20 protein-coding genes, 4 tRNA genes, 3 pseudogenes and 1 riboswitch are annotated in these 24,490 nt (G+C 34.5%); of the genes and pseudogenes, 23 read left to right on the forward strand and 4 right to left on the reverse strand.

What is annotated here, in order from left to right; all coding sequences use genetic code 11:
- Nucleotides 1-13: 13 nt before the first annotated feature.
- The 8 genes from PQ511_RS12965 (at nucleotide 14) to PQ511_RS13000 (ending at nucleotide 6,101) form a co-directional block, all read left to right on the forward strand.
- Nucleotides 14-98 (forward strand) — tRNA-Tyr (locus PQ511_RS12965).
- Nucleotides 99-102: 4 nt separating this feature from the next.
- A tRNA-Gln gene (locus PQ511_RS12970) sits at nucleotides 103-177 on the forward strand.
- 4 nt (nucleotides 178-181) lie between these two features.
- Nucleotides 182-255: transfer RNA gene (locus PQ511_RS12975), tRNA-Gly, on the forward strand.
- Nucleotides 256-349: 94 nt separating this feature from the next.
- Nucleotides 350-423 (forward strand) — tRNA-Arg (locus PQ511_RS12980).
- Nucleotides 424-915: 492 nt separating this feature from the next.
- Nucleotides 916-998: riboswitch (ZMP/ZTP riboswitch) on the forward strand.
- A 41-nt stretch (nucleotides 999-1,039) separates the two neighbouring features.
- A complete protein-coding gene (locus tag PQ511_RS12985; RefSeq protein WP_273852315.1) occupies nucleotides 1,040-1,885 on the forward strand; it encodes a bifunctional 5,10-methylenetetrahydrofolate dehydrogenase/5,10-methenyltetrahydrofolate cyclohydrolase in 846 nt (281 codons plus the stop codon).
- A gap of 295 nt (nucleotides 1,886-2,180) precedes the next feature.
- On the forward strand, nucleotides 2,181-4,112 hold the full coding sequence (locus tag PQ511_RS12990; RefSeq protein ID WP_273852316.1) for a fructose-1,6-bisphosphatase: 1,932 nt from the start codon (nucleotides 2,181-2,183) through the stop codon (nucleotides 4,110-4,112).
- Between the two features lie 136 nt (nucleotides 4,113-4,248).
- Complete coding sequence (locus PQ511_RS12995; protein WP_273852345.1) at nucleotides 4,249-4,989, forward strand: SDR family oxidoreductase; 741 nt, start codon at nucleotides 4,249-4,251, stop codon at nucleotides 4,987-4,989.
- A gap of 194 nt (nucleotides 4,990-5,183) precedes the next feature.
- Nucleotides 5,184-6,101, forward strand: a complete 918-nt coding sequence (locus PQ511_RS13000) for an HNH endonuclease (RefSeq protein WP_273852317.1) — start codon at nucleotides 5,184-5,186, stop codon at nucleotides 6,099-6,101.
- A gap of 79 nt (nucleotides 6,102-6,180) precedes the next feature.
- Here PQ511_RS13000 and PQ511_RS13005 read toward each other — a convergent pair whose 3' ends face one another.
- The 3 genes and pseudogenes from PQ511_RS13005 to PQ511_RS13015 form a co-directional block, all read right to left on the reverse strand.
- Nucleotides 6,181-7,176: an aldo/keto reductase gene (locus tag PQ511_RS13005; protein ID WP_273852318.1), complete on the reverse strand. Its 996-nt coding sequence runs from the start codon at nucleotides 7,174-7,176 to the stop codon at nucleotides 6,181-6,183.
- Nucleotides 7,177-7,403: 227 nt separating this feature from the next.
- Nucleotides 7,404-7,934: pseudogene (locus PQ511_RS13010) on the reverse strand (DUF3900 domain-containing protein); the annotation flags it as partial.
- Nucleotides 7,935-8,008: 74 nt separating this feature from the next.
- Nucleotides 8,009-9,139, reverse strand: coding sequence for a site-specific integrase (locus PQ511_RS13015; RefSeq protein ID WP_273852319.1), 1,131 nt, complete (start codon nucleotides 9,137-9,139; stop codon nucleotides 8,009-8,011).
- A 424-nt stretch (nucleotides 9,140-9,563) separates the two neighbouring features.
- Between PQ511_RS13015 and PQ511_RS13020 the strand changes: the two genes are divergently transcribed.
- The 15 genes and pseudogenes from PQ511_RS13020 (at nucleotide 9,564) to PQ511_RS13080 (ending at nucleotide 24,014) form a co-directional block, all read left to right on the forward strand.
- The gene (locus tag PQ511_RS13020) at nucleotides 9,564-10,604 is read left to right on the forward strand and encodes a hypothetical protein (RefSeq protein ID WP_273852320.1); all 1,041 of its coding nucleotides are present in this window, start codon (nucleotides 9,564-9,566) and stop codon (nucleotides 10,602-10,604) included.
- Between the two features lie 931 nt (nucleotides 10,605-11,535).
- Nucleotides 11,536-12,087: pseudogene (locus PQ511_RS13025) on the forward strand (recombinase family protein).
- Nucleotides 12,088-12,291: 204 nt separating this feature from the next.
- Nucleotides 12,292-13,362 (forward strand): DNA sulfur modification protein DndB, encoded by a 1,071-nt coding sequence (locus PQ511_RS13030; RefSeq protein WP_273852321.1) that lies wholly within the window; start codon nucleotides 12,292-12,294, stop codon nucleotides 13,360-13,362.
- 5 nt (nucleotides 13,363-13,367) lie between these two features.
- Entirely contained in the window at nucleotides 13,368-14,432 is a 1,065-nt protein-coding gene (locus PQ511_RS13035; protein WP_273852322.1) for a DNA sulfur modification protein DndB, read from the forward strand.
- Nucleotides 14,433-14,696: 264 nt separating this feature from the next.
- Nucleotides 14,697-14,807 (forward strand): annotated as a pseudogene (locus tag PQ511_RS13040) (iron-sulfur cluster assembly accessory protein); the annotation flags it as partial.
- Between the two features lie 219 nt (nucleotides 14,808-15,026).
- Nucleotides 15,027-15,386: a phage integrase SAM-like domain-containing protein gene (locus PQ511_RS23660; RefSeq protein WP_337957767.1), complete on the forward strand. Its 360-nt coding sequence runs from the start codon at nucleotides 15,027-15,029 to the stop codon at nucleotides 15,384-15,386.
- Between the two features lie 4 nt (nucleotides 15,387-15,390).
- Nucleotides 15,391-15,669 carry a tyrosine-type recombinase/integrase gene (locus tag PQ511_RS23665; RefSeq protein ID WP_337957768.1) on the forward strand — a complete coding sequence of 93 codons (279 nt, stop codon included), beginning with the start codon at nucleotides 15,391-15,393 and terminating at the stop codon, nucleotides 15,667-15,669.
- 2 nt (nucleotides 15,670-15,671) lie between these two features.
- On the forward strand, nucleotides 15,672-15,908 hold the full coding sequence (locus PQ511_RS23670; protein ID WP_337957769.1) for a tyrosine-type recombinase/integrase: 237 nt from the start codon (nucleotides 15,672-15,674) through the stop codon (nucleotides 15,906-15,908).
- A 199-nt stretch (nucleotides 15,909-16,107) separates the two neighbouring features.
- Nucleotides 16,108-16,785 carry a hypothetical protein gene (locus PQ511_RS13050; protein ID WP_273852323.1) on the forward strand — a complete coding sequence of 226 codons (678 nt, stop codon included), beginning with the start codon at nucleotides 16,108-16,110 and terminating at the stop codon, nucleotides 16,783-16,785.
- Nucleotides 16,786-17,613: 828 nt separating this feature from the next.
- Entirely contained in the window at nucleotides 17,614-18,612 is a 999-nt protein-coding gene (locus PQ511_RS13055; RefSeq protein ID WP_273852324.1) for a hypothetical protein, read from the forward strand.
- 432 nt (nucleotides 18,613-19,044) lie between these two features.
- Nucleotides 19,045-19,245 carry a hypothetical protein gene (locus tag PQ511_RS13060; RefSeq protein WP_273852325.1) on the forward strand — a complete coding sequence of 67 codons (201 nt, stop codon included), beginning with the start codon at nucleotides 19,045-19,047 and terminating at the stop codon, nucleotides 19,243-19,245.
- A 177-nt stretch (nucleotides 19,246-19,422) separates the two neighbouring features.
- A complete protein-coding gene (locus PQ511_RS13065) occupies nucleotides 19,423-20,007 on the forward strand; it encodes a recombinase family protein (protein ID WP_273852326.1) in 585 nt (194 codons plus the stop codon).
- Between the two features lie 110 nt (nucleotides 20,008-20,117).
- Nucleotides 20,118-21,815: an RNA-directed DNA polymerase gene (locus tag PQ511_RS13070; protein ID WP_273852327.1), complete on the forward strand. Its 1,698-nt coding sequence runs from the start codon at nucleotides 20,118-20,120 to the stop codon at nucleotides 21,813-21,815.
- A gap of 234 nt (nucleotides 21,816-22,049) precedes the next feature.
- On the forward strand, nucleotides 22,050-22,802 hold the full coding sequence (locus PQ511_RS13075) for a hypothetical protein (RefSeq protein ID WP_273852328.1): 753 nt from the start codon (nucleotides 22,050-22,052) through the stop codon (nucleotides 22,800-22,802).
- Between the two features lie 486 nt (nucleotides 22,803-23,288).
- Complete coding sequence (locus PQ511_RS13080; RefSeq protein ID WP_273852330.1) at nucleotides 23,289-24,014, forward strand: GIY-YIG nuclease family protein; 726 nt, start codon at nucleotides 23,289-23,291, stop codon at nucleotides 24,012-24,014.
- A 272-nt stretch (nucleotides 24,015-24,286) separates the two neighbouring features.
- Here PQ511_RS13080 and PQ511_RS13085 read toward each other — a convergent pair.
- A partial coding sequence (locus PQ511_RS13085) for a DUF3900 domain-containing protein (protein ID WP_273852332.1) occupies nucleotides 24,287-24,490 on the reverse strand: 204 nt, incomplete at its 5' end.

Here is a 24,490-nt window from a genome sequence, read left to right on the forward strand (position 1 = left end):
ACAATTTCATCATGGAGGGGTAGCGAAGTGGCTAAACGCGGCGGACTGTAAATCCGCTCCCTCAGGGTTCGGCGGTTCGAATCCGTCCCCCTCCACCAAGATTGGGCTATAGCCAAGCGGTAAGGCAACGGATTTTGATTCCGTCATGCGCTGGTTCGAATCCAGCTAGCCCAGCCATTTTGCGGGTGTAGTTTAGTGGTAAAACCTCAGCCTTCCAAGCTGATGTCGTGGGTTCGATCCCCATCACCCGCTCCAATACATATTTTGTAGAAGAATTGAGAACGATCTTCCCATCTTAATTTAAATCGTGATATACTCAAGGTGGATTAGGGTAGATTCTCTATATCGTGCGCCTTTAGCTCAGTAGGATAGAGCAACAGCCTTCTAAGCTGTGGGTCAGAGGTTCGAATCCTCTAAGGCGCATTCCAAAGATCCCTTGAATAGCATTGCTATTCAAGGGATCTTTTTTTATTGTTACTACACATGTGTGTTTGCCCATATAATGAATTTCCAATAAACTAGTAAAGAATTCATTTTTAAGAAAATTGGTGAAAACGATATATAGGAAGAATTATTTCGGTACTTACATTACTTGCCGCGATTTTATTATAGGATCATTGGCTGTATACAGTAAATGGAGTACGAATTAATTGGCTAGTAGATATTCTATTTACGTTGTCTGTGCTAGTTATCGTTTGGTGGGGTTCCTCTTATAATGAGGTTTTACTTTTGAAATAAAACTTCCTTGCTTATCTTTCGAACAAGATATCAAATAAAGTCATTCAACCATTCCTACAGGCGAGATTAAAAGCGAACATTTAATACGTTTTTTTGATTTTTGTTCACTTTTTATGAAGAAAACTTCAGTGATTCTTTCGTTTTCTTCTGTTTTATGCTACTATATCCGTAGAAATCATTCGTTGCAGTAACTGACGACAATTGTGGAAGTAACCACAGGGGAGCTGTGACGTACAATGCCGGTCGTCTGGGCGAAGTAATGAGACTACTCATTCTTTACCAATTTTCAGGAGGAATTCACATGACAAACGAAACAAAAATATTAGACGGTAAAGCAGTTGCTAATCGCATAAAAGAAGAGTTAAAGACAAGAGTTGCATCTCTTAAAGAAAAAGATGTAACACCAAGCCTTGTTACGATACTTGTTGGAGATGATCCATCTTCAGAAACTTATGTAAGAATGAAAGGCAATGCGTGTGAGCGGGTAGGCATTACCTCTAAAAAAATTCACCTCACTGAAGACACCACAACTGAAACGCTCGTACAGACAATAGAAAAGTTAAACGAAGATGCTTCTGTACATGGTATATTGCTTCAACATCCTGTTCCCTCTCATATTGATGAACGTCTTGCTTTTGAAACCATTGCAATTGAGAAAGATGTTGATGGTGTAACGAGTGCTGGATATGGCCAAACTGCTCTTGGCTTTGGAACCTACCCATCGTGTACACCTGCTGCAATTATGAAAATCATGGAAGACTACGATATACAAGCTGAAGGTAAGCATGCCGTTGTGGTGGGTCGTAGTCCGATTCTAGGAAAACCTGTTTCTGCTCTTTTATTAAACCAAAATGCAACAGTAACAACGTGTCATTCTAGAACGACTAACCTTGCTTCACATGTGCAGCAAGCAGATATCGTCATTGCTGCTGTAGGGAAGCCTGAATTTATTAAAGGTGATTGGGTTAAAGACGGAGCTGTCGTCCTGGATGCTGGATATAACAAAGGAAACGTTGGAGATGTCGAATATGAAGCGGCTGCTAAGAAAGCGTCCTATATTACTCCTGTTCCGGGTGGTGTGGGCCCGGTTACAATCGCGATGTTATTAAAACATACCGTTGATGCAGCAGAAAAAACAGTTCAATAAAAAGAAGTAAAGTTAACAGTAGTTTCATTTGAGGTGGCACCTTGTTATCGTGCGCCCCAATTGGAGCTGCTTTTTTGTACCTCTTTCATTGAAAAATGAAAATCGCAGTATCGTAAGTCATTCATTCTTTTTCCTATGAGGGGTAAGTAGGATACGGCTATATTCTTTATTTTAGTATTTTATAAATATGTTACTATCAATGTAAAGAACCAACTATGAAAGAAAATCCCAGAAAGACTAGTTGCAATCGTTCTCAATTCACACTTAACAGTAATTTGAAAGGGGATACATCAGCTTGAACACAAAATATTTAGATCTACTTGCTCAAAAATATGATAGTGAAGAAAAAGTTGTTACTGAAATCATCAACCTTAAAGCCATTCTAAATCTACCAAAAGGAACTGAGCATTTTGTAAGTGATTTACATGGGGAGTATCAGGCCTTTCAACATGTACTACGAAATGGTTCAGGTAAAGTGAAAGAGAAAATTACTGATTTGTTTAAAGATGAATTACCAGAAGATGAGTTGAACGAATTTGCGACGCTCGTTTACTATCCAGAAGAAAAAATCAACTTAATTAAACATTCTTTTAGTAATGATAACGAATTATACGAATGGTATACAGTGATGATTGAACGTATGCTAAAGCTCATTTCGTATGCCTCTTCCAAATATACACGCTCCAAATTACGTAAAGCTTTACCTACTCAGTTTGTTTATGTTATCGAGGAGCTTCTCTATAAAACGGCAGATCTTACGAATAAAGAACCTTATTATAATAAAATACTTCAACAAATCATCTCATTGAATCAAGCTGATAAGCTAATCACCGGGCTAGCCTATACGACGCAGAGATTAGTAGTAGATCACCTTCATGTTGTGGGGGATATCTATGATCGAGGACCAGAACCTGACAAAATTATGGATACCCTCATACAGTATCATTCGGTAGATATTCAATGGGGAAACCACGATGTCTTATGGATTGGTGCGTTTGCAGGATCTAAAGTATGTCTTGCTAATATTATTCGTATCTGTGCTCGATACAATAATTTAGAAATTATTGAAGATGTTTATGGCATAAATCTTAGACCCTTACTGAATCTTGCAGAAAAATATTATGATGATAATCCCGCATTTGCGCCTAAAAGAGAATCCGACGAAAAACAAACGAGTCATGAAAAATGTCAAATCACGAAAATCCATCAGGCGATTACGATGATCCAGTTTAAACTAGAGAGTCCAATTATCAAGAGAAGATCTTACTTTAATATGTCTGAAAGACTTTTATTAGAGAAAATTAATTATCAAGAAAACACCATTACGATTCATGGGCAAACGTATCCGTTAGAAAACACCTGTTTTTCAACCATTAATCCAGATCAACCTGACAAGCTATTAGAGGAGGAGGAGGAAGTCATCAACAAGCTTTTGTTTTCAGTGCAGCACTCGGAAAAGCTTGCTAGACATATGAACTTCCTAATGAAAAAAGGCAGTCTTTATTTAAAGTACAATGGCAATCTATTAATTCATGGATGTATCCCTCTTGATGAGAATGGCCATATGGAAAAAATGAACATTGAAAATAAAACGTATGCTGGTCGAGAGTTACTTGATGTTTTTGAGGACTATTTACGTTATGCTTTCGCACATCCTGAAGAAACAGCTGATCTTTCGACAGATATGGTTTGGTATTTATGGACCGGCGAATATTCTTCTCTGTTCGGTAAGAGAGAAATGACGACTTTTGAAAGATATTTTATAAAAGATAAGAAGAGCCATAAAGAAAGAAAAAATCCTTATTATCACTTGCGTGAGGAAGAAGAGGTCTGTCGTCAGATTCTAACAGAATTTGAACTTAATCCAGATCAAGGTCATATTATTAATGGACATACGCCTGTTAAAGAAATTGATGGGGAAAATCCAATTAAAGCAAATGGCAAGATGATTGTGATTGATGGTGGTTTCTCAAAAGCTTATCAATCCACAACAGGTATTGCAGGATACACGTTATTATTTAATTCTTACGGCATGCAACTTGTTGCTCATAAACTATTTAATTCTAAGGAAGAAGTTTTATTACACGGGGCAGATGTCTTATCAGTAAAACGATTAGTCGATAAAGAATTAGAAAGAAAAAAAGTTCGTGAAACAAACATTGGAGAAGAGATTCTGCAGGAAGTTCATATTTTAAACCGATTGATGGAATATCGTTATATCAATTAAAGGTTTATGGATCCCTAAAACGAAACGCCCCAACAAAGCATGGGGCGTTTCATTATTGAGCATAGAATTCAAAATTTTCAAGGGATTATGCTACAGTCAATATGAATAACTAAAATTTAGCGGAGGCGATTAATTGATGAAACTCGATGGAAAAGTAGCAGTCGTAACTGGAGCTAGTAGTGGCATTGGAGAAGCGATAGCGAAACATCTAGCGAACGAAGGAGCAAGTCTAGTGCTAGCAGCTCGTCGTGAAGAAAAACTGACTGACTTAGCGAGCTTCATCACGAATCAATCAAATGGAAAAGCCTTAGTCGTGAAAACGGATGTTACCAAAAAAGAAGAAATGGAGCAACTGGTTGAGCAAGCCAAACAAGAATTTGGAAAGGTTGACATCGTGGTCAATAATGCTGGAGTGATGTTACTATCATTTATGAAAAATGATGAAGTGGATCAATGGAGTCAAATGGTGGATGTGAATATCAAAGGTGTTTTGTACGGCATTCATGCAGCGCTGCCAGATATGTTAAAACAAGAGAGTGGCCATATTATTAACGTCTCAAGTGTAGCAGGTCATGAAGTATTTGCTTCAAGTGCCGTGTATAGTGCTACAAAATATGCCGTAAGAGCCCTTTCAATGGGACTTGAAAAGGAATTATCTAAAACTGGTGTGCGTGTTACGAATATTTCTCCAGGTGCTGTTGAAACTGAATTAACTCATCATATTACGGATGAAGAGGTCCTCAACATGTTTAAAGATCGTGCCTCTTCAATGAAAGCCCTTCAAGCGGATGATATTGCACGTGCCGTTGTGTATGCAGTAACGCAACCTGATTATGTGAATGTGAATGAAGTTGTCGTTCGGCCGATGCAACCATAGAACAGTTGCTATGCTTTATTATAGACAGTTAGTAAAAGATCGAGCTTGCTCGGTCTTTTTTTGAGTCAAAAACTGATATTACACACTTAAGAGACGGAATAACTTGAATGATAAGCAAATCATCCATATACTTTAACTTGGATAGTATAAAAAGATCACCTAGAGAAATATGCTCAAAAGCTGGAGGAAGAAAGATGAATAGTTTTATTGTCATGCAAGGAGATACATATGCTGAAGAAAAAGAAGCAGGGGTGATCTGGTCACCAAAAGAAGATAAAGGTGGCCACGAGCCTCATTCGTGGAAAAGAATGAAAGAAGTCAAAAAAGGAGATCCGATTTTCCATTATGTTAAAGGAGAGATTGTAGCGGTTAGTCTTGCTGAAAGTGACTGTAGAGAAGAGTTGAGACCATCCACCTTATGGCATCAAACGCAATCAGAGAAAGGATATTTAGTCGCGCTAGAATACCATGAGCTGGATATTCCGCTAAATGTAAGAGAAAAATTTGAAGAAATTGCACCTCTATTACCTCTCAAATATGCACCATTCCAACATGATGCAAGTGGAAATCCCGGCTATTTATATCCGTGTCATGAAGCACTAACTATAAAGTTACTTGAGCTCATTAGCGAGTCCAATTTTTATCGTATAAATGAAGAACAATTAGAGTTAACTGTGGATGAAGTTAGAAGAACGGAACGTAATACATTAATACCGATCATTACGGAAACAGAATCAGAAGCGAAGATGAAAATGAGATGGGGAAAGTTAAAGTTTCGCAATGAAGTTGCTCCGTTATGGGAAGGTCAGTGTGCTCTTTGTGCCATTAAACTTCCAGAATTACTTAAAGCAAGCCACGCTAAACCATGGAAGGATTGCTCCCACGAAGAGCGATTGGATCCTTTTAATGGGGTACTCCTTTGTCAAAACCACGCCGCTCTTTATGATGAAGGGTTAATTGCCTTTGATGGGCAGGGGCGATTACACATTTCTTCAAGTATTCAAGATGAAGAATATGACATGTACGGTTTAAGTCAACGAAAAAAAATTAACATTCATCCGGAAAATAAAGTGTATTTCAAGTGGCATAAACGAAAGAGGATGAGGAAGTAATTTATGATTAGGATAAAATAAAGGATATACAAAAAATGGACTTCCAGTAGGGAAGTCCATTTTTGTTTAGTTAAGATCTTTATTTGATCGTAGTAGGTAAAGGGGCATCGGGAGAGATAAATCCTTTCTGTAATAATTCCTCCCAAAAAGATTTCGGTATATCGCGTTGGATCATTTCAATATCTTCTTTTATTCGATCTGGACGTGTTGACCCTGGAATCACAGATTTCACTGCAGGGTGAGAAGTTGAAAATTGAAGAGCAGCTGCTTTTAAAGGGACATCATATTTATTGCTTATTTCTTTTAACTGATTGACCCTGGCAATAATCTCGTCATCCGCTTTCTCATAATTGTAATGATCACCGCCTAATAAAACACCAGAGTTATACGGTGCGCCAACAACAATCGCTACATCCTTTTCTTCAGCAGTCTTCATCATACGCTGTAACGCACGTTCATGCTGAAGCAAAGTATATTGTGTAGCTGATAAGCATACATCAGGTCGGAATTCTTCAAGTTCCATCGCGATCTCGATTGGTTCTGTTGTATTGACACCAAGCCCCCATGATTTAATAACACCTTCTTCTCGAAGTTGTGTCAATACTCGAAAGGCGCCTTTACGAGCCTCTTCAAACTTTCCGATCCACTCATCCCCATGAAAATCTGGGGAAACGTCGTGAACGAAAACAAAGTCTAAGCGATCTGTTTTCAATCGGTCAAGGCTTTGTTCAATAGACCTCTTCGTTGCATCTTCGGTGTAATCAGTAACCACTTTATTATTGCGAGCATATTGGAACAGCCCTTCCTTATTTTCAGTATCATCCGTTACATAACGGCCCACTTTCGTACTCAATACATACTCATCACGATTATACTTTGACAACACGTTACCAAGACGCATCTCTGCTAAGCCTGCTCCATAAAAAGGAGCAGTATCAAAATAACGAATACCCTGCTCCCAAGCTGTTTGTATCGTTGTAAGAGCTTCATCCTCTGGGACTTCTCGAAACATATTACCTAGTGGTGCTGTACCTAATCCTACTTGATGTTTTAATGCTTGTTCAAAGGGTTTCATAAATGTCATACCACCTTACTCTAATGATAGTATTTTTTACCCGGTTAAAGAGTGGATAAAACAAAAAAGAAGGACTCACTTTCAAAATGGTGATTTATACATGAAGCGTTTTATTTCAGTAGCGATGAATAATCGAATGAACTTGTCTACATACAATCTTTTAATCAAAAACCCCACATAATAGTGAGGTTATCAACATGCATGATATGATTGATACGGGTAATCTATTAGGACTCATTCTCATTCTTCTTGTAAATCCGCTCGACCACTTCCTGAAGCGTATCAGGCTTATGAAACTCGACAGGAGAAAAACCCTTCTCAAATGTTATCGAATCAGCTTCAATCGCAAGCACGTACTTCCCATTTACCTTCGCAAGATGAATCGATTCGCCGAAGTCAGACAGCATCGCTTTCACGGATACGTGGTCAAGCTTCAGCTTCCATTCAACGTCAGGGGAGTGTTCCACAATCTGCGAGGTAGCTTCAACAACTTGTTCGGTCGTAAAGCGCTCCTGTAGCTCCCGCTTCGGACTCTGAGACCATTCCTCTATTGCCTGCTCGAACTCTTCCTTTTCTTCGCTTTCTTCCTGGTAGGTTTCCTGGATATGCTCCTGAACCATACCCATCGTTTGCGTTTTCACGATTTCAGGCATCGACTTTTCGTATTCGACCCATTTTAAGAAGTCTTCGAAGTAGCGAGCGTGTGAAGATTGGTGGACTTTGATCTCGGCACTGTCGATCATGCCTTCTTCTGGCAGAGATATTCTTAACCCTCTCAGTGCTTATATACCATGCAATTATACGGAGCATAACATGAGGGTCACCACAGTGGTCACACGCCAATTATTTTATCAAGTTGGTCGGAAACCGTTTTTTGCATGTTTGGAAGCACGTGACTGTAGGTGTTAAGTGTTGTTTGTATGTCTGCGTGACCTAATCTTTCTGAAATCAACTTCACGTTAACGTTTTGATGAATTAGGATAGTGGCATGGGTATGTCTTAGATCATGAAAACGTATTTTTGGTAAATCGACCTTTTCAACAACTTTATAGAACTCTTTTCTAAAATTCCTAGCTATTACAGGCTTTCCGTCCAGTGTGCAGACGACTAAGTCATTCTCATGATACTTATCTCCTAAAAGACGTTTTTCATCGGAAATAAGAGCTTTAGTGGCTTTTAACTCGTCAGCTAATTTACTTGGAATGTGTATAGAACGAACGCTTGCTTCATTCTTTGCTCCTACTTTAATCTCCCCGTTCTGTGTCACTGTTTGTTTAATGTAAAGTGTATTTGTAGCGAAATCAATGTCTTTCCATCTCAAGCCAAGAATTTCCCCTTGTCGCATACCAGTGAAAATAGCAATGAGAAAAGCAATATAGTAGCGGGTCAGACGAGCTATTTTAGGGGCTTCACTAATAAAGAAATTGACTTGTTCTATAGACCACACTGTAAACTCTCTTTGTCTTGTTTTCGGAAGTGTAATGCCAATAGAGGGATCACTCTTTATTAGTTTGAGAATGACTGCTTTTTTAAAAGAAGAGCTTATTATCCTGAAAACTAAGTGAATTGTATGTGCTGAATAAGAAGATTGATTAACTAGGTCATTTACAAATTTCTGTAACTGCAACGGAGTGACCTGTTGTAATTTCAAATGCCCAAGTTTAGGTTTGATTACATTACGATAAAAGATGGAATGTATCTCAAACGTTGAATGTTGAAGTTTGAATTTCCTTTCTTGAAACCATTCGTCCATATACTTCTCATATGTTAAATGGTTCAAGTCTAGGAAATCATTCTCTAATACTTGAGCTTTCAATCTTGTCATCTCATTCATAGCAGCACGCTTTGATTCAAAGCCTCTTCTTTTGATTTGTTTTCGTTTACCAGTAAGAGGATCTTTTCCAGCATCAAATATAAAGTCGTATTTACCTGTTGTTTTGTTCTTGCTAATACTACCATTCATAGCTCTAAGACCTCCTTAAAAGGTCATAGGCTTGTTAAAATTTCCATTATATAAACTATACCTTAAATAAAATCTATTAGAAAGTATAAGTGTCGTATGGGGGATTGTGGGTAATCTATTTTTATTTAAGTTCAAGACTGGGAAAACAAGTTGGGTTTCTAAAAGAAGAATGAGAAGTTAATTATTTGATAGAAGTAGACGAAATAATGAATCAAATAAGGAATTTGACAGTATTACAGAAGTAATCGAAATACCGATTAGATTGGTAACTCTCGGATTTTAAAAATACCTTATGAAAAACATATGATATCAAAAATAATAAATTTTCTGAATTGTGTTAAAATAAGGGAAGGTAGACAAGGATCTTTTAGGTTGTAATTTCTAATAAATCGACTTGGAAAATATATTAAAGGAGATACTAAAATTGGATAACATCATTTATTACCCTGGTTTTCAAATTAATGATGATGAATGGCTAAAATTTGCATTGCTCTATTTAGATAATGTAAGTACAATAGTTCCCTTTGAAGGAACTCCTTATTTAACGGGTACACACAGGTTTCTTCTTGAAGAAACTAACCTTCTAAATAAATATTCTCCCACCTATGATGAAATTTGTAAGTCAACTGATGATGCAATTTGGTGTTTGTCCAAAGAAACCAAAAACCCCAAGAAATTACTAGGAATATTAGGTGAGGTAGATATACTTGATTTTTTGAGGCAACCTCAAATTCAAGTATATGAATTATTCCGAGGAAAATTCAGTTATGAGTTTGGAGAATATTGCCTTGATGCTGGTTTTGCTCATGAATCAGAAAATGGAATTAGGTTACCGTACCAACTCGGAATAATGTATATGTCAATTTTAGCTCATAACATCGGAGATTATAATAATATGTCAGTAATCACTGATTTGGCAGATGAAAGAATAATTAGGAGAGTAAATGACAAAACTTGGAGCTACAATAAGCGATTTGAGGAAATAAAAGCTATAAAAAAACTAATTTCTCTAGAAATACCAACAGAATTAGATCAAATTCCAATCAAGAGAATTGTAGAGCTTCGTAACAAAGAGAGTTTTCAGAGAAAGCTACAAGAGTTTAAGTTAGCTGTATCTGAACTATCACACCTTTCAAAAACTAATTTAACAGAACAGAGTGTTTTTGAAATTAGGAACGATATCCTTTCGGCAAAGGAAAATATCAGTAGTGATATATTTCAACTGTGTACTTCTATGTCATCTATGTTTTTAGGCGTGCATATAGTTCTAAACAATGAAGCGGGAGATTTGGCATTACTGAAAGAATTATTTGGAGTAGGAGTTTTAGCCAACGCTCCTATGATTTATGGGAAAATACAGAGAAATTGGCACAAACAACTTGCTACACGATACTTAACTGATATCAGAAATCTAGATAGAAGAAAAGCCGGGTTATTGAGGAATGCAGCGAGAATTTTTGAATAATCGCCCCATGTTAAACTAGGTGTCGTGTAAAGGTATAGATAAGTTGCAATGATGTTTTTGTTAGATTAATTTGACAAAGCGTCTAATTGATATTTCATTGCGAGGGAAATATTGCACTTAATCACATAGTATATTTCGAATAAATAGAGAAATAACTCAAATGCAGTCTTGTCAATAGTTTTTTATAAGGAACTGAAAAAAGTTGAAACAACCTCACTTGTTGATTGAAAACAAAATCCTCTCAAATTCAAGGGATATACTAAAATAGAAGCTTCAGAATATAATTTGGCGGAATGTAATGGGTATCATTTAATTGTATTAACTTATATAAAGTGGAGAGAAACTCCGGATTTTAGTTACCTTATTTCAACCAAAGAATGGGTATAGGTGTTAGGTGTATCTGATAAAACTGCATTTCTAGAATAATTAAGCAGATACCTAGGACTGACATTACACAATTACTTGATGATTAGTACAGATCATTTTTTAAGATTAGACCTAGAAACTCCTCGTTACTATTGTCATTATATAAAAGAGACGTTTTATCATGATAGCTGTTTAGGATAGAGTTAGTCCCGCAAACAAAGTTAATTCACTGCGCCGTGTGATTATGAGGTTTATTATCTCTATTGACATATTTTTATCTATAAACTACACGGGGGTGGTTTCCACCAAACAATTCATTTCATTTTGGAAAGAGTGTATTGGCGCTTCCAGCCCCAAACTCCGTTTAGATTTTGATAAGAGGATTCAGAACTATTTAACTTTATTAAAACGAGTGTTATAGATACAGTCTCTACCTAATATATAGTGTGTACTTTTTTGGGTATTTACAGTTTCAAAACTCGTATCAAAAATAACGATTCATGATTGATATGAAATTACGTTTTAGATACATTATGTTTAGTTAAAGTCGGAAGGATAGATGAGTTTGAAAATTGGTCATGCAAGAGTCAGTATCCAAGATCAAAGCTAGACCTACAAATGAATGCACTTGGAAAAGAAGGTTGTGAAAAGATCTACGCTGAGAAGGCAAGTGGTATGAAAGATAATAGGTTAAAGCTTAAAGAACTCATCGATTTTGCAAGAGTTGGAGATGCCCTTATCGTATATAAATTAGACCGTTTGGGGCGTTCCACAAAAAAACTAATAGAATTGACGGAGCAATTAGAGGAGAAAGGGATAGAATTAGTTAGTATTAAAGGTAGTATAGATACAACTACAGCAGTTGGGTAAGCAATGTTTCGTATGTTGGCGGTATTAAGCGAAATGGAAAGGGATTTAATCTCTGAGAGGACACGTGAGGGAATTGAGAGTGCAAGAGCGAGAGGACGTAAGGGAGGAAGACTTGAAAAATATTAAAGCCTTAGAGTAGGCTATAAAGTTTTATAAGACAAGAGAGTATACTGTGAAAGAAATAGAAGATATGACTGATTTTTCAAAAGCTACGCTGTACAGGGGTTTAAAAGAACTTAACAAATAAAACACTTGCAGGTATTGTAAGTGTTTTTGTTTTTGAAAAAGAGATAAAAACACTTGCAAAAACAACATAATAAGGTGATTTATAGTATAAAACAAGTGAAAAGAACTCAAAATGGCATGAAAATTCTAAAAAAACAAATAAATATATGGAACAAAAAACCAATTGGGTATATAATTTTAAGAAAGACCGGAGGGGGACGAATAAATGGCAATGGATTTATCATCATTAACAAGTGGAGCTAAAAAAGGTTTTATCACATTAAGTGGCATCAAAAGGATGCAGTTTAATCAGGATGTTATAACAATACAGTGTACGGTAAATGACATATTGAAATTTCTTGAAATAGATATTCGAGTTCAGAGAGAATTGGATGAAAATAAGGTAGCGAGCATAGGACAATACATTCAATATGGTCTAGATGGTAACGATATCTACTTTTCACCCCTTATTTTTTCAGCAAGAGGACAGGGATCTTATGACGAGAAACGACATGAATACAGTTTAAATATGAATGAAAGGTTAGTAATTCTAGATGGACAACATAGAATAAGAGCGTTTGAATACTTAAAAAAACGAATGGAAGTAAGCAATGACGATGAAGAAGCTTATCAAACGCTCCTAGACTTCCCAATGACTATTCAAGTATTTGCAGATTTAACCTTAGAGCAAGAAAGGCAGCTTTTTACTGATATTAATACTAAAATATCACAAGTAAATAATACACTTCTTATCATGTACAAAAAAGATGATTTATTCGGAGAGCTAGTTCGAGAAGTTGTTGACAACTCACCAATTGATTCAATTGAATGTAGAGCAAAAACTACTAGAACAAAGCTAATGACAGCGTCAACTTTATATTCTGTTGCTAAAGTGATAAATAGTGGGATCTATAATCGTGTATCAAAAGTGGACATCAATAAAGCTAATTATGATTTATATAGGCGCAGGACAGAAGAGTTTTTAAGACTTTTAAGGCAGTATGCTCCTATGGATGCAAATAATCGAGATAAATATATTATTATGAGTTCTAATATCTTAGTTTCCATTGCTAAATTCGTATATGAAATTCAAACAAAGTATCCAGATGAAAAAATGGATGTTTTATTCAGAAAAGTAGTTGCAAAAATCGATTGGAGTCATAGAAACGAAGAGTTCAAACAGCTCTCTACAAAGTATAATAAAAAAACTAAAAAGTATAATTTTGGTACAACTGGAAGAACAGTGAGAGATTTTTCAGAGTTTCTAATAGGAAAGTACGAAAGGACTAGGGGGTAAAAAGAATGTCGAATGTAATGGCAGTAGGAACAATAGATACTTTGGTTAATAAGAAGAATAAAGGAATAATGTCAACTCAATTGAGCATAAGGGACATTCTTCAGGTTTATTCTATAGATAAAGAAGTGAATCGGGATTTAGGATATCACCGTATGCCGAAATTGGTGAAGTATTTGGATAGCATGGATAGTTCTATAGGGATCTTCTTACCGTCTATAGTTTTATCTTACAGAGGTGACCCAACTTCTTGTTACGATACTAGTTCATCATCGTTAGTTATACCTTCTAATCAGAAATTAGTTGTAATTGATGGTCAGCATAGGATTAAGGGGATTGAAAGTTATTTAGATAAAGGGTCAATTGAAGTTCAGTCAAAAGAGAGGATTTTAAACAGTAATTTAACAGTACAAATATATTTTGGATTGTCCAAAGAAGATGAGAAGCGACTTTTCACAGATATTAACACTAATGCCAAGAGAGTTTCACGGTCTTTGATAACTAACTTTGATACTCGCGACATTTATAATTTATTAGTTAGAGAACTATACCATAGTTCTGATGCTCTCCAGACTGTTAAAGTAGAGTTTAATAAAAGTAGAATTGTAAGACCAAATAATACTACATTCATTACCAGTGTTCGATTAAAAAAGTTCATTAACTTAGTCTTCTTCGGTAAAGAATCCATAAGCCAGAAGAGTGAGAGGTTAATAAAAGAGCATTATGATGAAGTCTTTTCTTTTTCTAACAAGCTCTTTAGTGTCTTATTTTCAGTCTTTCCATCTAATCCAGGTGATGTTAATAAATACGTATTAGGACATGAACCTTTACAAAATGCAATAGCATTATATATAAATAACGCTATCATTCTAGACAATGAAGCAGAGCTAACATGGTTAGAAACTTGGGAAGATGAGGTTGAACAACTCAGGTTAATTAACTGGTCAACTAAAAATAGAGATTGGTTTCCTTATATGTACACTAGTAGGCGAAACAGTAAGTTTGAGTACCAGTCATTTATTGAAACTACAACCTTAGATCTCAAAGAAGTATTAGTGCGAAAACTGACATGAAGTTTGTAATTTATCCATGAATAAGGTATAGATATTTACAGTTGTGTGCGATAATCTACCAACTTTAGCTTTCCAAGGGCCAAAGAAGTTATATTATCAAAATACATTTTATAGGTGACGGAATTTAAAAATAAGTGAGATATTCAACTTAGAACGAACTCAGCAAGAATTGGATTTTTAGATATTAATAAAAGTAGAGATACACCGCCAAGTCTTAATCCATTATAACGGCTATATACACTGAAATATCAACATTCTCCAACTAACTTAATGGGCGGCGGATTCACAATCGACAATCCGAACGCAATCGCATCATACGGCTGTGGTTCTTCGTTTAAGACAACGGCAAACGCTGGTACGCTGGAGAATTGTTAACGGTTGAGGTGAATAGCTGAACCAAAAAGAGATTATGAATTACAGGGTAATTTTGAGTGTACGCAGTCCTCAAAAAATGTAAACACAACCCTGAAAACTCTAAATCAACGTTGTGAATTACAAGCCTTCTCGGTAGTGAATGTCGAAGTACATGACTATTTGAGGAGGTTTTTTTGTATTGCTTTAAACAAGAGAAACAAGCGGAAACTAGTTGGGAAGATGACCAATCAAAAGGAGTATCCTAAACTAACTCTGGAAAAAGCTATTGATTTAGTTATTGCAGGTAAGAGTACAGAAGGATTAAGAGAGAGGACATTAAGGGACTACAAAAAAGAATGGCAGTATTTTGTTACGTGGCTTGAAAAGAATTATGAGGTAGAAACGGTGGATGAGCTATCTCCGCAAATATTTAGGGATTACATTAACTATTTAAAGTACGATACAAAGAAGTATGAGGGTCGTAAGTTCATCAAAAGTGAACAAGGTGTAGGTTTATCAGATACGACCATTAATATCCGTTTAAGAGTATACAGAGCGATGTTTAATCACTTGGAGCGGGAAGATATGATTGAATTGTAATGCGATGATAAACGTAAGGCTGTTGAAGCAGGATATAGACCTCACTAATTGTTTTACCGATGAAGAGATAAAAGAAGTTTTAAGGCAGCCTAATCAAAAGGATTACATAGGGTATAGAGACTATGTCGCAATAATGCTGTTGTTAGATAGCGGCCTTAGAGCAAATGAACTATTGAGCTTGCATTCGAAGGATATTGATCTCCAAAACAGATTTATTACTTTGGGAGGGGAGAAAATAAAGATCGCCTACCACGCATTGTTCCTATTTCCGCTCATACAGTAAAACTGCTTTTACAACTTATAAATGAAAATAAAAAACACTTTTCTACAGAGAGAATTTTTCTTTCTTCGTATGGAGAACCTCTTAGACAAAACCACTTTAACAAGCGATTGAAGTTTTATGGAGAAAAGGCAGGTATCGAGGGTAAAAAGGTAACAGCTCACGTATATAGACATACTTGGGCGAAAAACATGACCTTAAATGGTTGTGATGCTTTTACTCTCCAGAAGATGGGTGGTTGAATATACGGACAATGAGACGCTACATTCAAATGGATACTGAAGACATTCGAAAAAGTCATGATACCTACTCTCCTGTAATGAAATTGGTAAATAAAAGAAAATAATCTTTATATATACCTTTTTTCTAAGAGACTTTGAAAGGATTCTACAATCAATGTAAAGAATTTAAATAGTATTAAAAATTAAGGTGAGGTAATTAATGAGGAGGAAAATTCTATATTTATTGGTGATGGTATTATTGTTAGTGGCATGTTCTAAAACTGAACCTGAATTATCCAGTATAGGAAAAGAGGATGAGGAATATCTGATGGAAGATGATTTAGGGAGTTATGTGGACGAAGTATCCTATGAGATCGGCAAAAAGATAGAAAATGAGGATTATGACTATTCTATTAACTTTATTATTAAAGCTAAAGATTCATTCGACCAATTAGAGAATAGAGAAAAATTGGGTTTGATGGGCGCGTTTTACCAAGGGTATTTACATGAGGGGTATGTTAATTGTGGAAGTCCTGAATGCAGTTGGGGGAATATAGTTATCAAGACTAGTAATAACGCATATGTTTCTGACGGATACTCAATGATAACTAATGGCAAAAATAAATATACATGGGAAGAATTAAGGGAAGGTAATGGTAAGTTAGCTGACCAGGCAGAAGCTAGTAAAAGAGCAAATGAGTCTAAAACGAATGGTGTCTCTAATGATATCATTTATAAATATATGAAATCCGCTTATGATGATCTAACTGATAATGGTGCAAACTATATACCAGAAGTACACGACCCTTTAGTTGACGAAATGGCTGCTCAGAGGTTTGGGATCACTGAAGCTCAAGCAAATGAAATTTATATCAAAAGGGAAATGGAAAAATACTAGAAAAGGCTCAGTTAGTGCCTTGAACTAAAGGGAGCTTAAGAAAAAGACCATTTAGTGGTCTTTTTCTTTTGGCTAATATTATTAGTAAGTATAGACCAAGACCTCCCTGGTTTAACTATTTATGAGTTTAAGTTATTCTATATTCTCATAAACATTGAGCAGTCATTTATGCTCTAAATACATGCATTTATTACACATTGTATTGAAGTTTTTGCATCAAATTAGTGCGTTGTTTTCAATATTGTTCGGAATAAATGCACTTGAATAGAGTAGATACTACCCAGTATAGAAAAAGTAAAGTTAAAAGAAATAAAGATAGAAAAGGGTAATCGCTCTATCCTATCTTTTTTCGCTAACGCTCCCCTATTGGTCGCTTCGCTCATACCTCACTTCGTTCGGTCGCTTCGCCAGCTTTTACATTTTGTAGAGTATAACAGAAAATATAAAACAAAACTCTCATTATCATATATTATGTCAAAAGTCAATATTATCGTAAGATAAAACTTGAAAAAATCTAAAAAATATGGTAAAATAATATAGTGGTTAAGAGATTCTTTTTGACTGTACCACATACATAATAGCTTTTTCATAAGAAGAGGAAATAACTAAGTATGCATAACATAACCCTTGGATTCTTTAATATCAGTGCAAGGGATGTAACACGTCGAAAAAGGTTTTACGGTCACTCGTGATCTAGTTTATGGGGAAGTAGTTAAATTAAAGGAGTTAATTGAAATTAAAATTCACAATGTTAAGAGTTATGCAATTATTCCAAATGTGGCATTTGCTTTTGGTACAAAGTACCACTTAAATAAAGATGAGTTTTTGTTGTTTGCACACCTGCAATTCATGAAGCAAATAGGATTAGAAAATACAACATTCACAATGGTTGATATGTTGGTTAAAGGTCTTGGATGGGCAACAAGCACTAAATATCGCGACAAAAAAAGAGTAGTAGAAGCACTCAATGGGTTGAGCACAAAAGGTTACATAACAATTGAGCATGACGGCAAAATCTTAAAGGACTCTTTAGTAATCAAGATTAATAAAGAAATGGAAAAAAATGTAGCAGAAACAAAAGTTGGGTGGAAAGAAAATCCATTCGTTTGGAAAGGTTTTACCAAAGTTAATTATGACAGATACAATTTAGCAAAGAATAATGGTTTTCATTTAATGGCTATAGGTTATACATTGTGGCGAGAAAATGCCCAACACGAGTGGCGAATCGCAATAAAAGAATGGGAAGGCATATTCGGTGTAACTGATAAAACAGCAAGAGAAATTCTTAATGGTTGTACATCTTTTATTACGAAAATTTCTGGTGATCATTATCAAGATAAAAGCGGTCAAGTGAAGCAGGAAGCAAATATTTATACAATGCAAACAGATTTTAATAGTCTTAGTAAATCAAAGGAAACTAAACAAGAATTTATTAAAGAATCCTTACTGGATAGAGAATACAAAAAAGTTACAGATATAGAAGTGATCTCTAGTGAGACGATTTTTAAACAAATATTCGATAAGAATACTTTCATTAAATTCGAAGGTTATAAGGTTTGGAAAGAAACAGAATGTCCAAATGTGAAAAAAGCTGGTCAAAAGAAAATTGATGCAATGAGAGCAAGTCAAAATAAGGTTGCAGGCGAAGTTGCTGATAGATTAGAAATGGAATACCAAGAATCTCTCTATAATCAAAAACATAATAGAGAATGGATGAAACAACAAATGGATAGACACATGGATGATGAGTGGATATCTAATTATGAAGAGTTTGTTCCTTCTTACGTAAAGAAAGAAAGACCAAACGATGAACTATTTGAAGATTAAAAAGATCAAACACAAAATTAAAGGTTACTATCTAAGGGATTAAGTATTTGGATATTGGATTAACCTTAAGTTTATTAACATAAATTATGAACCTCATTAAGGGGAAACTTAATGCTAATCGAGCATTCAAACGTAGAGTAAGAAGCTTATGATCCAATTTAGTAAATGGATTCTCGCTTTATAAAATTGTGTTTTTATACTATATCATTTAGAAGCCGCTTCGAATAAAAGAGTGTTAATTTCCCGCAAGTACCGTAAAAATATCCCATGTGCATTACCCTAAAAAACCTGTTATTTAACAGGTTTTTTACGTGTGCTACTGCTATAGAACTTGAGTGAAAACGATGGCTTGTCTCCATATATTGGAGGAATGCCTGTATATGCATAGTGGATAGTTATTTACTTCCCTTTAATGTGAAGGAGGTAAAAATGATGACCGTTGGCGATTTGCTGGCTTTGTTATCAAAGGTAGATAGGGATAAAACCGTTCTTGTATCATGTGAAGGTGGATGTGTCTTAGACGATGAAATCAAAGTAATTGAAAAAGATGGAAATTTAATATTAAATAGATTAACAAAGCTAAAAAGACTTGTACCTGTACCTAGGTACGAGTTTTTAATCATATGCAAGTAAAGATTAAGTTTGAATATCATCTTGTTATTACCGTTAGACTACACTTAAACGGTAATGGATAGTAGCTATCAGAAACCCTTACATAGCAATGTTTATTCGCCTCGCTATATTACCGATAGACCATTACTGAAATCATCAGTATAATTAATATATAAATGTGATAATGGAGAGTTGAAAATGAAGAATATAGGATATATTCGAGTGAGTAGTGAAGGTCAGAACATTGCACGTCAAAAAAAATCTCTTAAAGAAGCTGGCTGTACCGAGTTTTATATTGAAAAACTTAGCGGAGCATCTATGGAACGTCCAGAACTACAGAGAATGCTTGAAAAGCTTAGAACTGGAGACATGGTCTATATACATGAAATGAGTAGGTTATCTCGTTCTACTAAAGATTTACTTACAATAGTCGAGATCATACAGAGTAAAGGAGCGGGATTAAAGTCTATCACTGATAAGTGGTTAGACTTATCTGATGATAACCCTATGAGTGAGCTTCTATTTACGATTTTCTCTGGATTAGCTCAATTTGAACGTAAGATGATTAAACAACGCCAAAAAGAAGGTATAGAAATTGCTAGAAGTGAAGGGAAGTTTAAGGGGCGAAAAACCCAGTTAGTTCGAGGAGGGAAAGAAGAGCAACGTATGAAAGCTATCATTGAAGCTTATAAACAAGGGAAGTCTATTAATGATATACGCATAACGTATAAAGTAGGTACCGGAACTATATATAGAATGTTAGATAGAGAAGGTATTAGATAAAAGAGTATAAAATAATTCTTAATTCATTTAACTTATAAAAAAGTTACCTTTAATTGGAATATGATACAATTTAAAGTGTCTATTGAAAATTAAATGTTAAGGGGAATATTATGTCTTTAATAAAGAGCATACAGAAATATGAACTTGGTAAATACTTTTTATTGGACTATTTTTTAAAATATGGATACTTTGATTTCAAATACGCTTCAAAAGATGCAAATGAGAATTACATGGTATCTAATTTAGTCTATAAGAAGGTTATGAACACGGATGGTCTTGCTAAAGAGTTTAGAGAAATAAAAAAGAAAGTGAGTTTTAAATCACGAGAAGATACAGTTCCAATTGAATTTTCTATTTATAAGAATGAAAATGAAAGAAGAAATTTTAAAATACCTAATCTATATTCTTATATTTGCTTGTGTATACACCTTTCAGAAAATAAAGAGGAATATATTAATATACTTTCTTCCAGTGAGAAGTCTTTAACGAATGAATTTTACAGTAGCAGTTTCTTAAAAAGAAAAATCATACGTGAAGAAAATAGAATAGGAAAGAAGCATATCTTCAAAACTGACATACAAAATTTTTATCCAACAATTTACACACATTCCATACCATGGATTTTAGTGGGGAAATCAGTAGCCAAAAGCACTAAAAAAAATAAGAATAAATATTACAATCAACTAGATTCTTTAATACAAAGATGTCAAAGGGGGGAAACACATGGTTTGCCTACTGGTAGTTTTGCTTCCAGATTAATAGCAGAGATTTACATGTGTAAGTTTGATGAAAAAATGGTTGATTATTCATATGTCAGATATGTAGATGATTTTGAATTTTCATATAATGATGAGAGTGAAAAAAACGAATTTTATAAAGATTTAACTAAAGAGTTAAATAGCCTAAATCTAAAGATTAAAGTGGAAAAAAATTCTTTGGATACATTTCCTTTTCAAGGTGATAATGATTCCACATTTTTCTTTAGTTATTTTTTAAAATTACCTAAAGAGATAAAGGTTCAATCTAGAACAATCCATAGTTTTATTGATAGCTGCATTTATAAGGAGAGAGAAGGTTTTAAAGGTTCATTAAAGTTAATGTTTCAGGCGTTAAAGTCGAGTATTGAAAAAGAAGAAATTTTACAAGCTGCACTGACAAAGCCCTTGCTTAAAAAATTATTCAATATGGTTTTAATGTCACCTCATTTATCTGTATATTATCTAGAATTTGTAGATGTTATCACCCAGAGCATTATCGATAATAGATTAAAAAAAGGTATAGAAGAAATTAAGACACAAATTCTAGTAAATATTAATCGCTATATAGATTTGAATTATAACCAAGAGCTTTATTCTATATTGAGTATTTTTAAATTATTAAATATTTACAGTGTATGCGATAAAGAGACTTTGCTTCTAATTATAAAAAAAATGGATGATTTAAGTTCTGTTTTATCTTTTGAATTGTTAATGAATGAAAAAAACTTTGATGATCACTTCTTTGAAATGATTGAAGAAAAACTTAAGATTTCTACCTCTTGGCATGAGGAGTATTGGTTTTTTAAATATCATGTGTTACTTAGAATTAATGAAAATAAGAAATCGAAAATACATAAAGACTTTAAAAATTTCCTGTATAAGAAGTATGATAATGGGGTCGAGAAATCAAAATTCTTCAATCTAAAGAATATAAAAAAAATAGAATCACCTATTAATGTGGCATGGCAGAATACTAACAGTGACCAGGATATTGCAATGTTTTTTAAAACTTTGTTAGATAAAAAAATAAGTTTCATCCATGGAAATTAATTACCTTTTAGATACATGTGATTTTTCTTCGAAAGCATTTAGTAACATAGTAGCGGGGGTGCTTTTTACCAAAAATCAGAGGAGTTTATTTGATAACTGCACTAGCTCTTCCGTTCCTGGAGTTTAGATTAGTTTTCAATGAAAAATTGTAAATCCTAGTAGTAGTATTTAGCATTTATTTAGGTAATTATCAACTCACCACCCATTGATATAAAAGAAAGGAATTTCTATTAAATGGAAGAAAATAAAGTTTGGATTAGCAACAATATATTAGAATGGGATTACTATAGTGATGGAGGAAGCTTCATCAGTAGAGAGGATAGGGAGAGAGCTTATGATATATGGGCACATGCTGCTGACTTAATTGACACAGCTCAAAATAATTTTAATCTTGCTGATGGTATAACCAATTTAAAGAGGAGTTTGAATCAAAGACTTCAATTGATTGAAAAAGTATATCAATTAAAAACCATAAATATACCAAACAAACCAAAAGGTTACCTTGAATTATTAGAGTTGCTAGGGTTAGTTCGCCCTTATATTATGAAACAATTATTTGAAGTTCGTAACGATATAGAACATAGGGATTCACCCCCTCCTAATAAAATAAGGTGCTCAGAATTATTGGATGTTGTATGGTACTTTTTAAAGTCAACTGATCCCTTTGTGCAACTGAAAAAGTCTGGTTTGAATTTTGAGTTATTAGATAATGAGGGTAATGACACCCATTATTGGTTTTCTTTAAATTGGAATTTTGAGGATGAAAAAAGTAGTTCAATTAATGGCTGGTTCCCAGAGGAATATATTGTTACCACTGAAAAAAAAGAAGGATTTATAGAAGTAATTTATGAAAAATACTATGGTAAAGAAAAGTGGGTAAACGCGGGAAAGCATAATGATAAGCTTGATACTGATATATATCTATCAGGAAAGATAAATCAAATAAATATTCCGAATGTTGTGAATAAAGTTCTAACTTCTTTTTAACAAATAGGTTTAGGACATTAATTTCTTTTAGTTCTCTTAATTGGATACAAAAATGAAATAATAAACAGCCTGCAGTCTAAGCGATGCTCATTAAGTGTTGTGAATTTATTGAACATAATTTGAGCCGTGGATTAAATAACTGAATATTTCCGAAGATGCTGATTTCTGACGGATTCACCATTGAAAATCCCAATGCCATTGCATCCTGCGGCTGTGATTTGTCGTGAAAAACAGCGACGAATGGTGGTAAGGCAAAAAATTGATAATGATGCACAGTAGAAACTTCTTGAGTAATAACGCTACATTCATAGGATAAAGGTATTGTATAACAAGACCTTCTTAGTAGTTAATGGCTGAAAGTATAACTATTTGAGAAGGTTTGTTTTTTCATTTTTCAATTACACTAGTTTGATATGAATAGCACAACTGCGTTCAAGAAAGATTTTGTAAGCCAGTGATAAATAAAAAAGTGGAGGTTAGTTATAATTGGGATTTTCTGAATATAAATATACAGGGTTACCTCTTACCCCAGCTATATGTAAAGGTTTGATTGTAGAATTATTTAATGGAAGAATAGAATCAAGGAAGACGATAGTTAATGAAGTATTAAAGACCCATTTAGAAAGAGGCGGAAAAGAAACAAAAGCAGTAGATAAGTCAAGGATGTTAAAGAAAGCTTTGGAGATTTTAAAAAGTGAAGGAATAGCTAAAAATCCTTCTCGTGGCTATTGGAAGATTATTGATAAAAATTATTTGGTTGATAGTGAAAAAGATGTTTCTAATAATGATGTTAAAGAGGTACAGGATAACGAAGTAAAAGAAGTAATTAAAGTAGCTAAAGAAGTGGTTACTGAAAAAGAAAATGCTGGGGTTGTATTGGGGAATGGTTCTAGTGCTGTTTACTTATATTATTTACCTGGATACCATGAAAATCGTAAAAAGGATACGTGGCCATGTAAAATTGGGAAAACTGATGGTGATGCGTATGAGAGAATTATTTCACAGGTTTCTACTGCATTGCCAGAAAAACCTAGGGTTGCAGTAATAATAAAAACAGATAACTCACATGCCCTGGAACAAGCTGTTCACAACATCCTAAATTATAGAAACAAAAAAATTGAGTCAGCACTAGGAAAGGAATGGTTCGATACCAATCCCGATGAGTTTCTTAGAATAGTACAATTTATTGAAGAATCCACGTTGCTATTTTAATGCTTTAATGTGTTTGGAATATAGAATTGCTATTGATTCTTTAAACTGATTCAGATTCAACAGAGAAGCGGGGTATTCCAAAACTCTAAATTTAATTGTGAAAAATAATGTATCTTTAACTAAGAAAAAGCACCAAAAGGTGCTTTTTTTTAATGGAATATTTAATAACAAACCTAATGACCTTATAGTATTAAAAAAACCGAAATATTGTGGTCACAATTATGGTCACAAAACCATTTAGAAAAGCTGTTGTGACAGTAGCTTAACTCCTTTTATTCATTCTCATTCTTCTTGTAAATCCGCTCGACCACTTCCTGAAGCGTATCAGGCTTATGAAACTCGACAGGAGAAAAACCCTTCTCAAATGTTATCGAATCAGCTTCAATCGCAAGCACGTACTTCCCATTTACCTTCGCAAGATGAATCGATTCGCCGAAGTCAGACAGCATCGCTTTCACGGATACGTGGTCAAGCTT

The sequence above is a fragment of the Guptibacillus spartinae genome (genome assembly GCF_028610625.1).
GTDB classification, from domain to species: domain Bacteria; phylum Bacillota; class Bacilli; order Bacillales; family Guptibacillaceae; genus Guptibacillus; species Guptibacillus spartinae.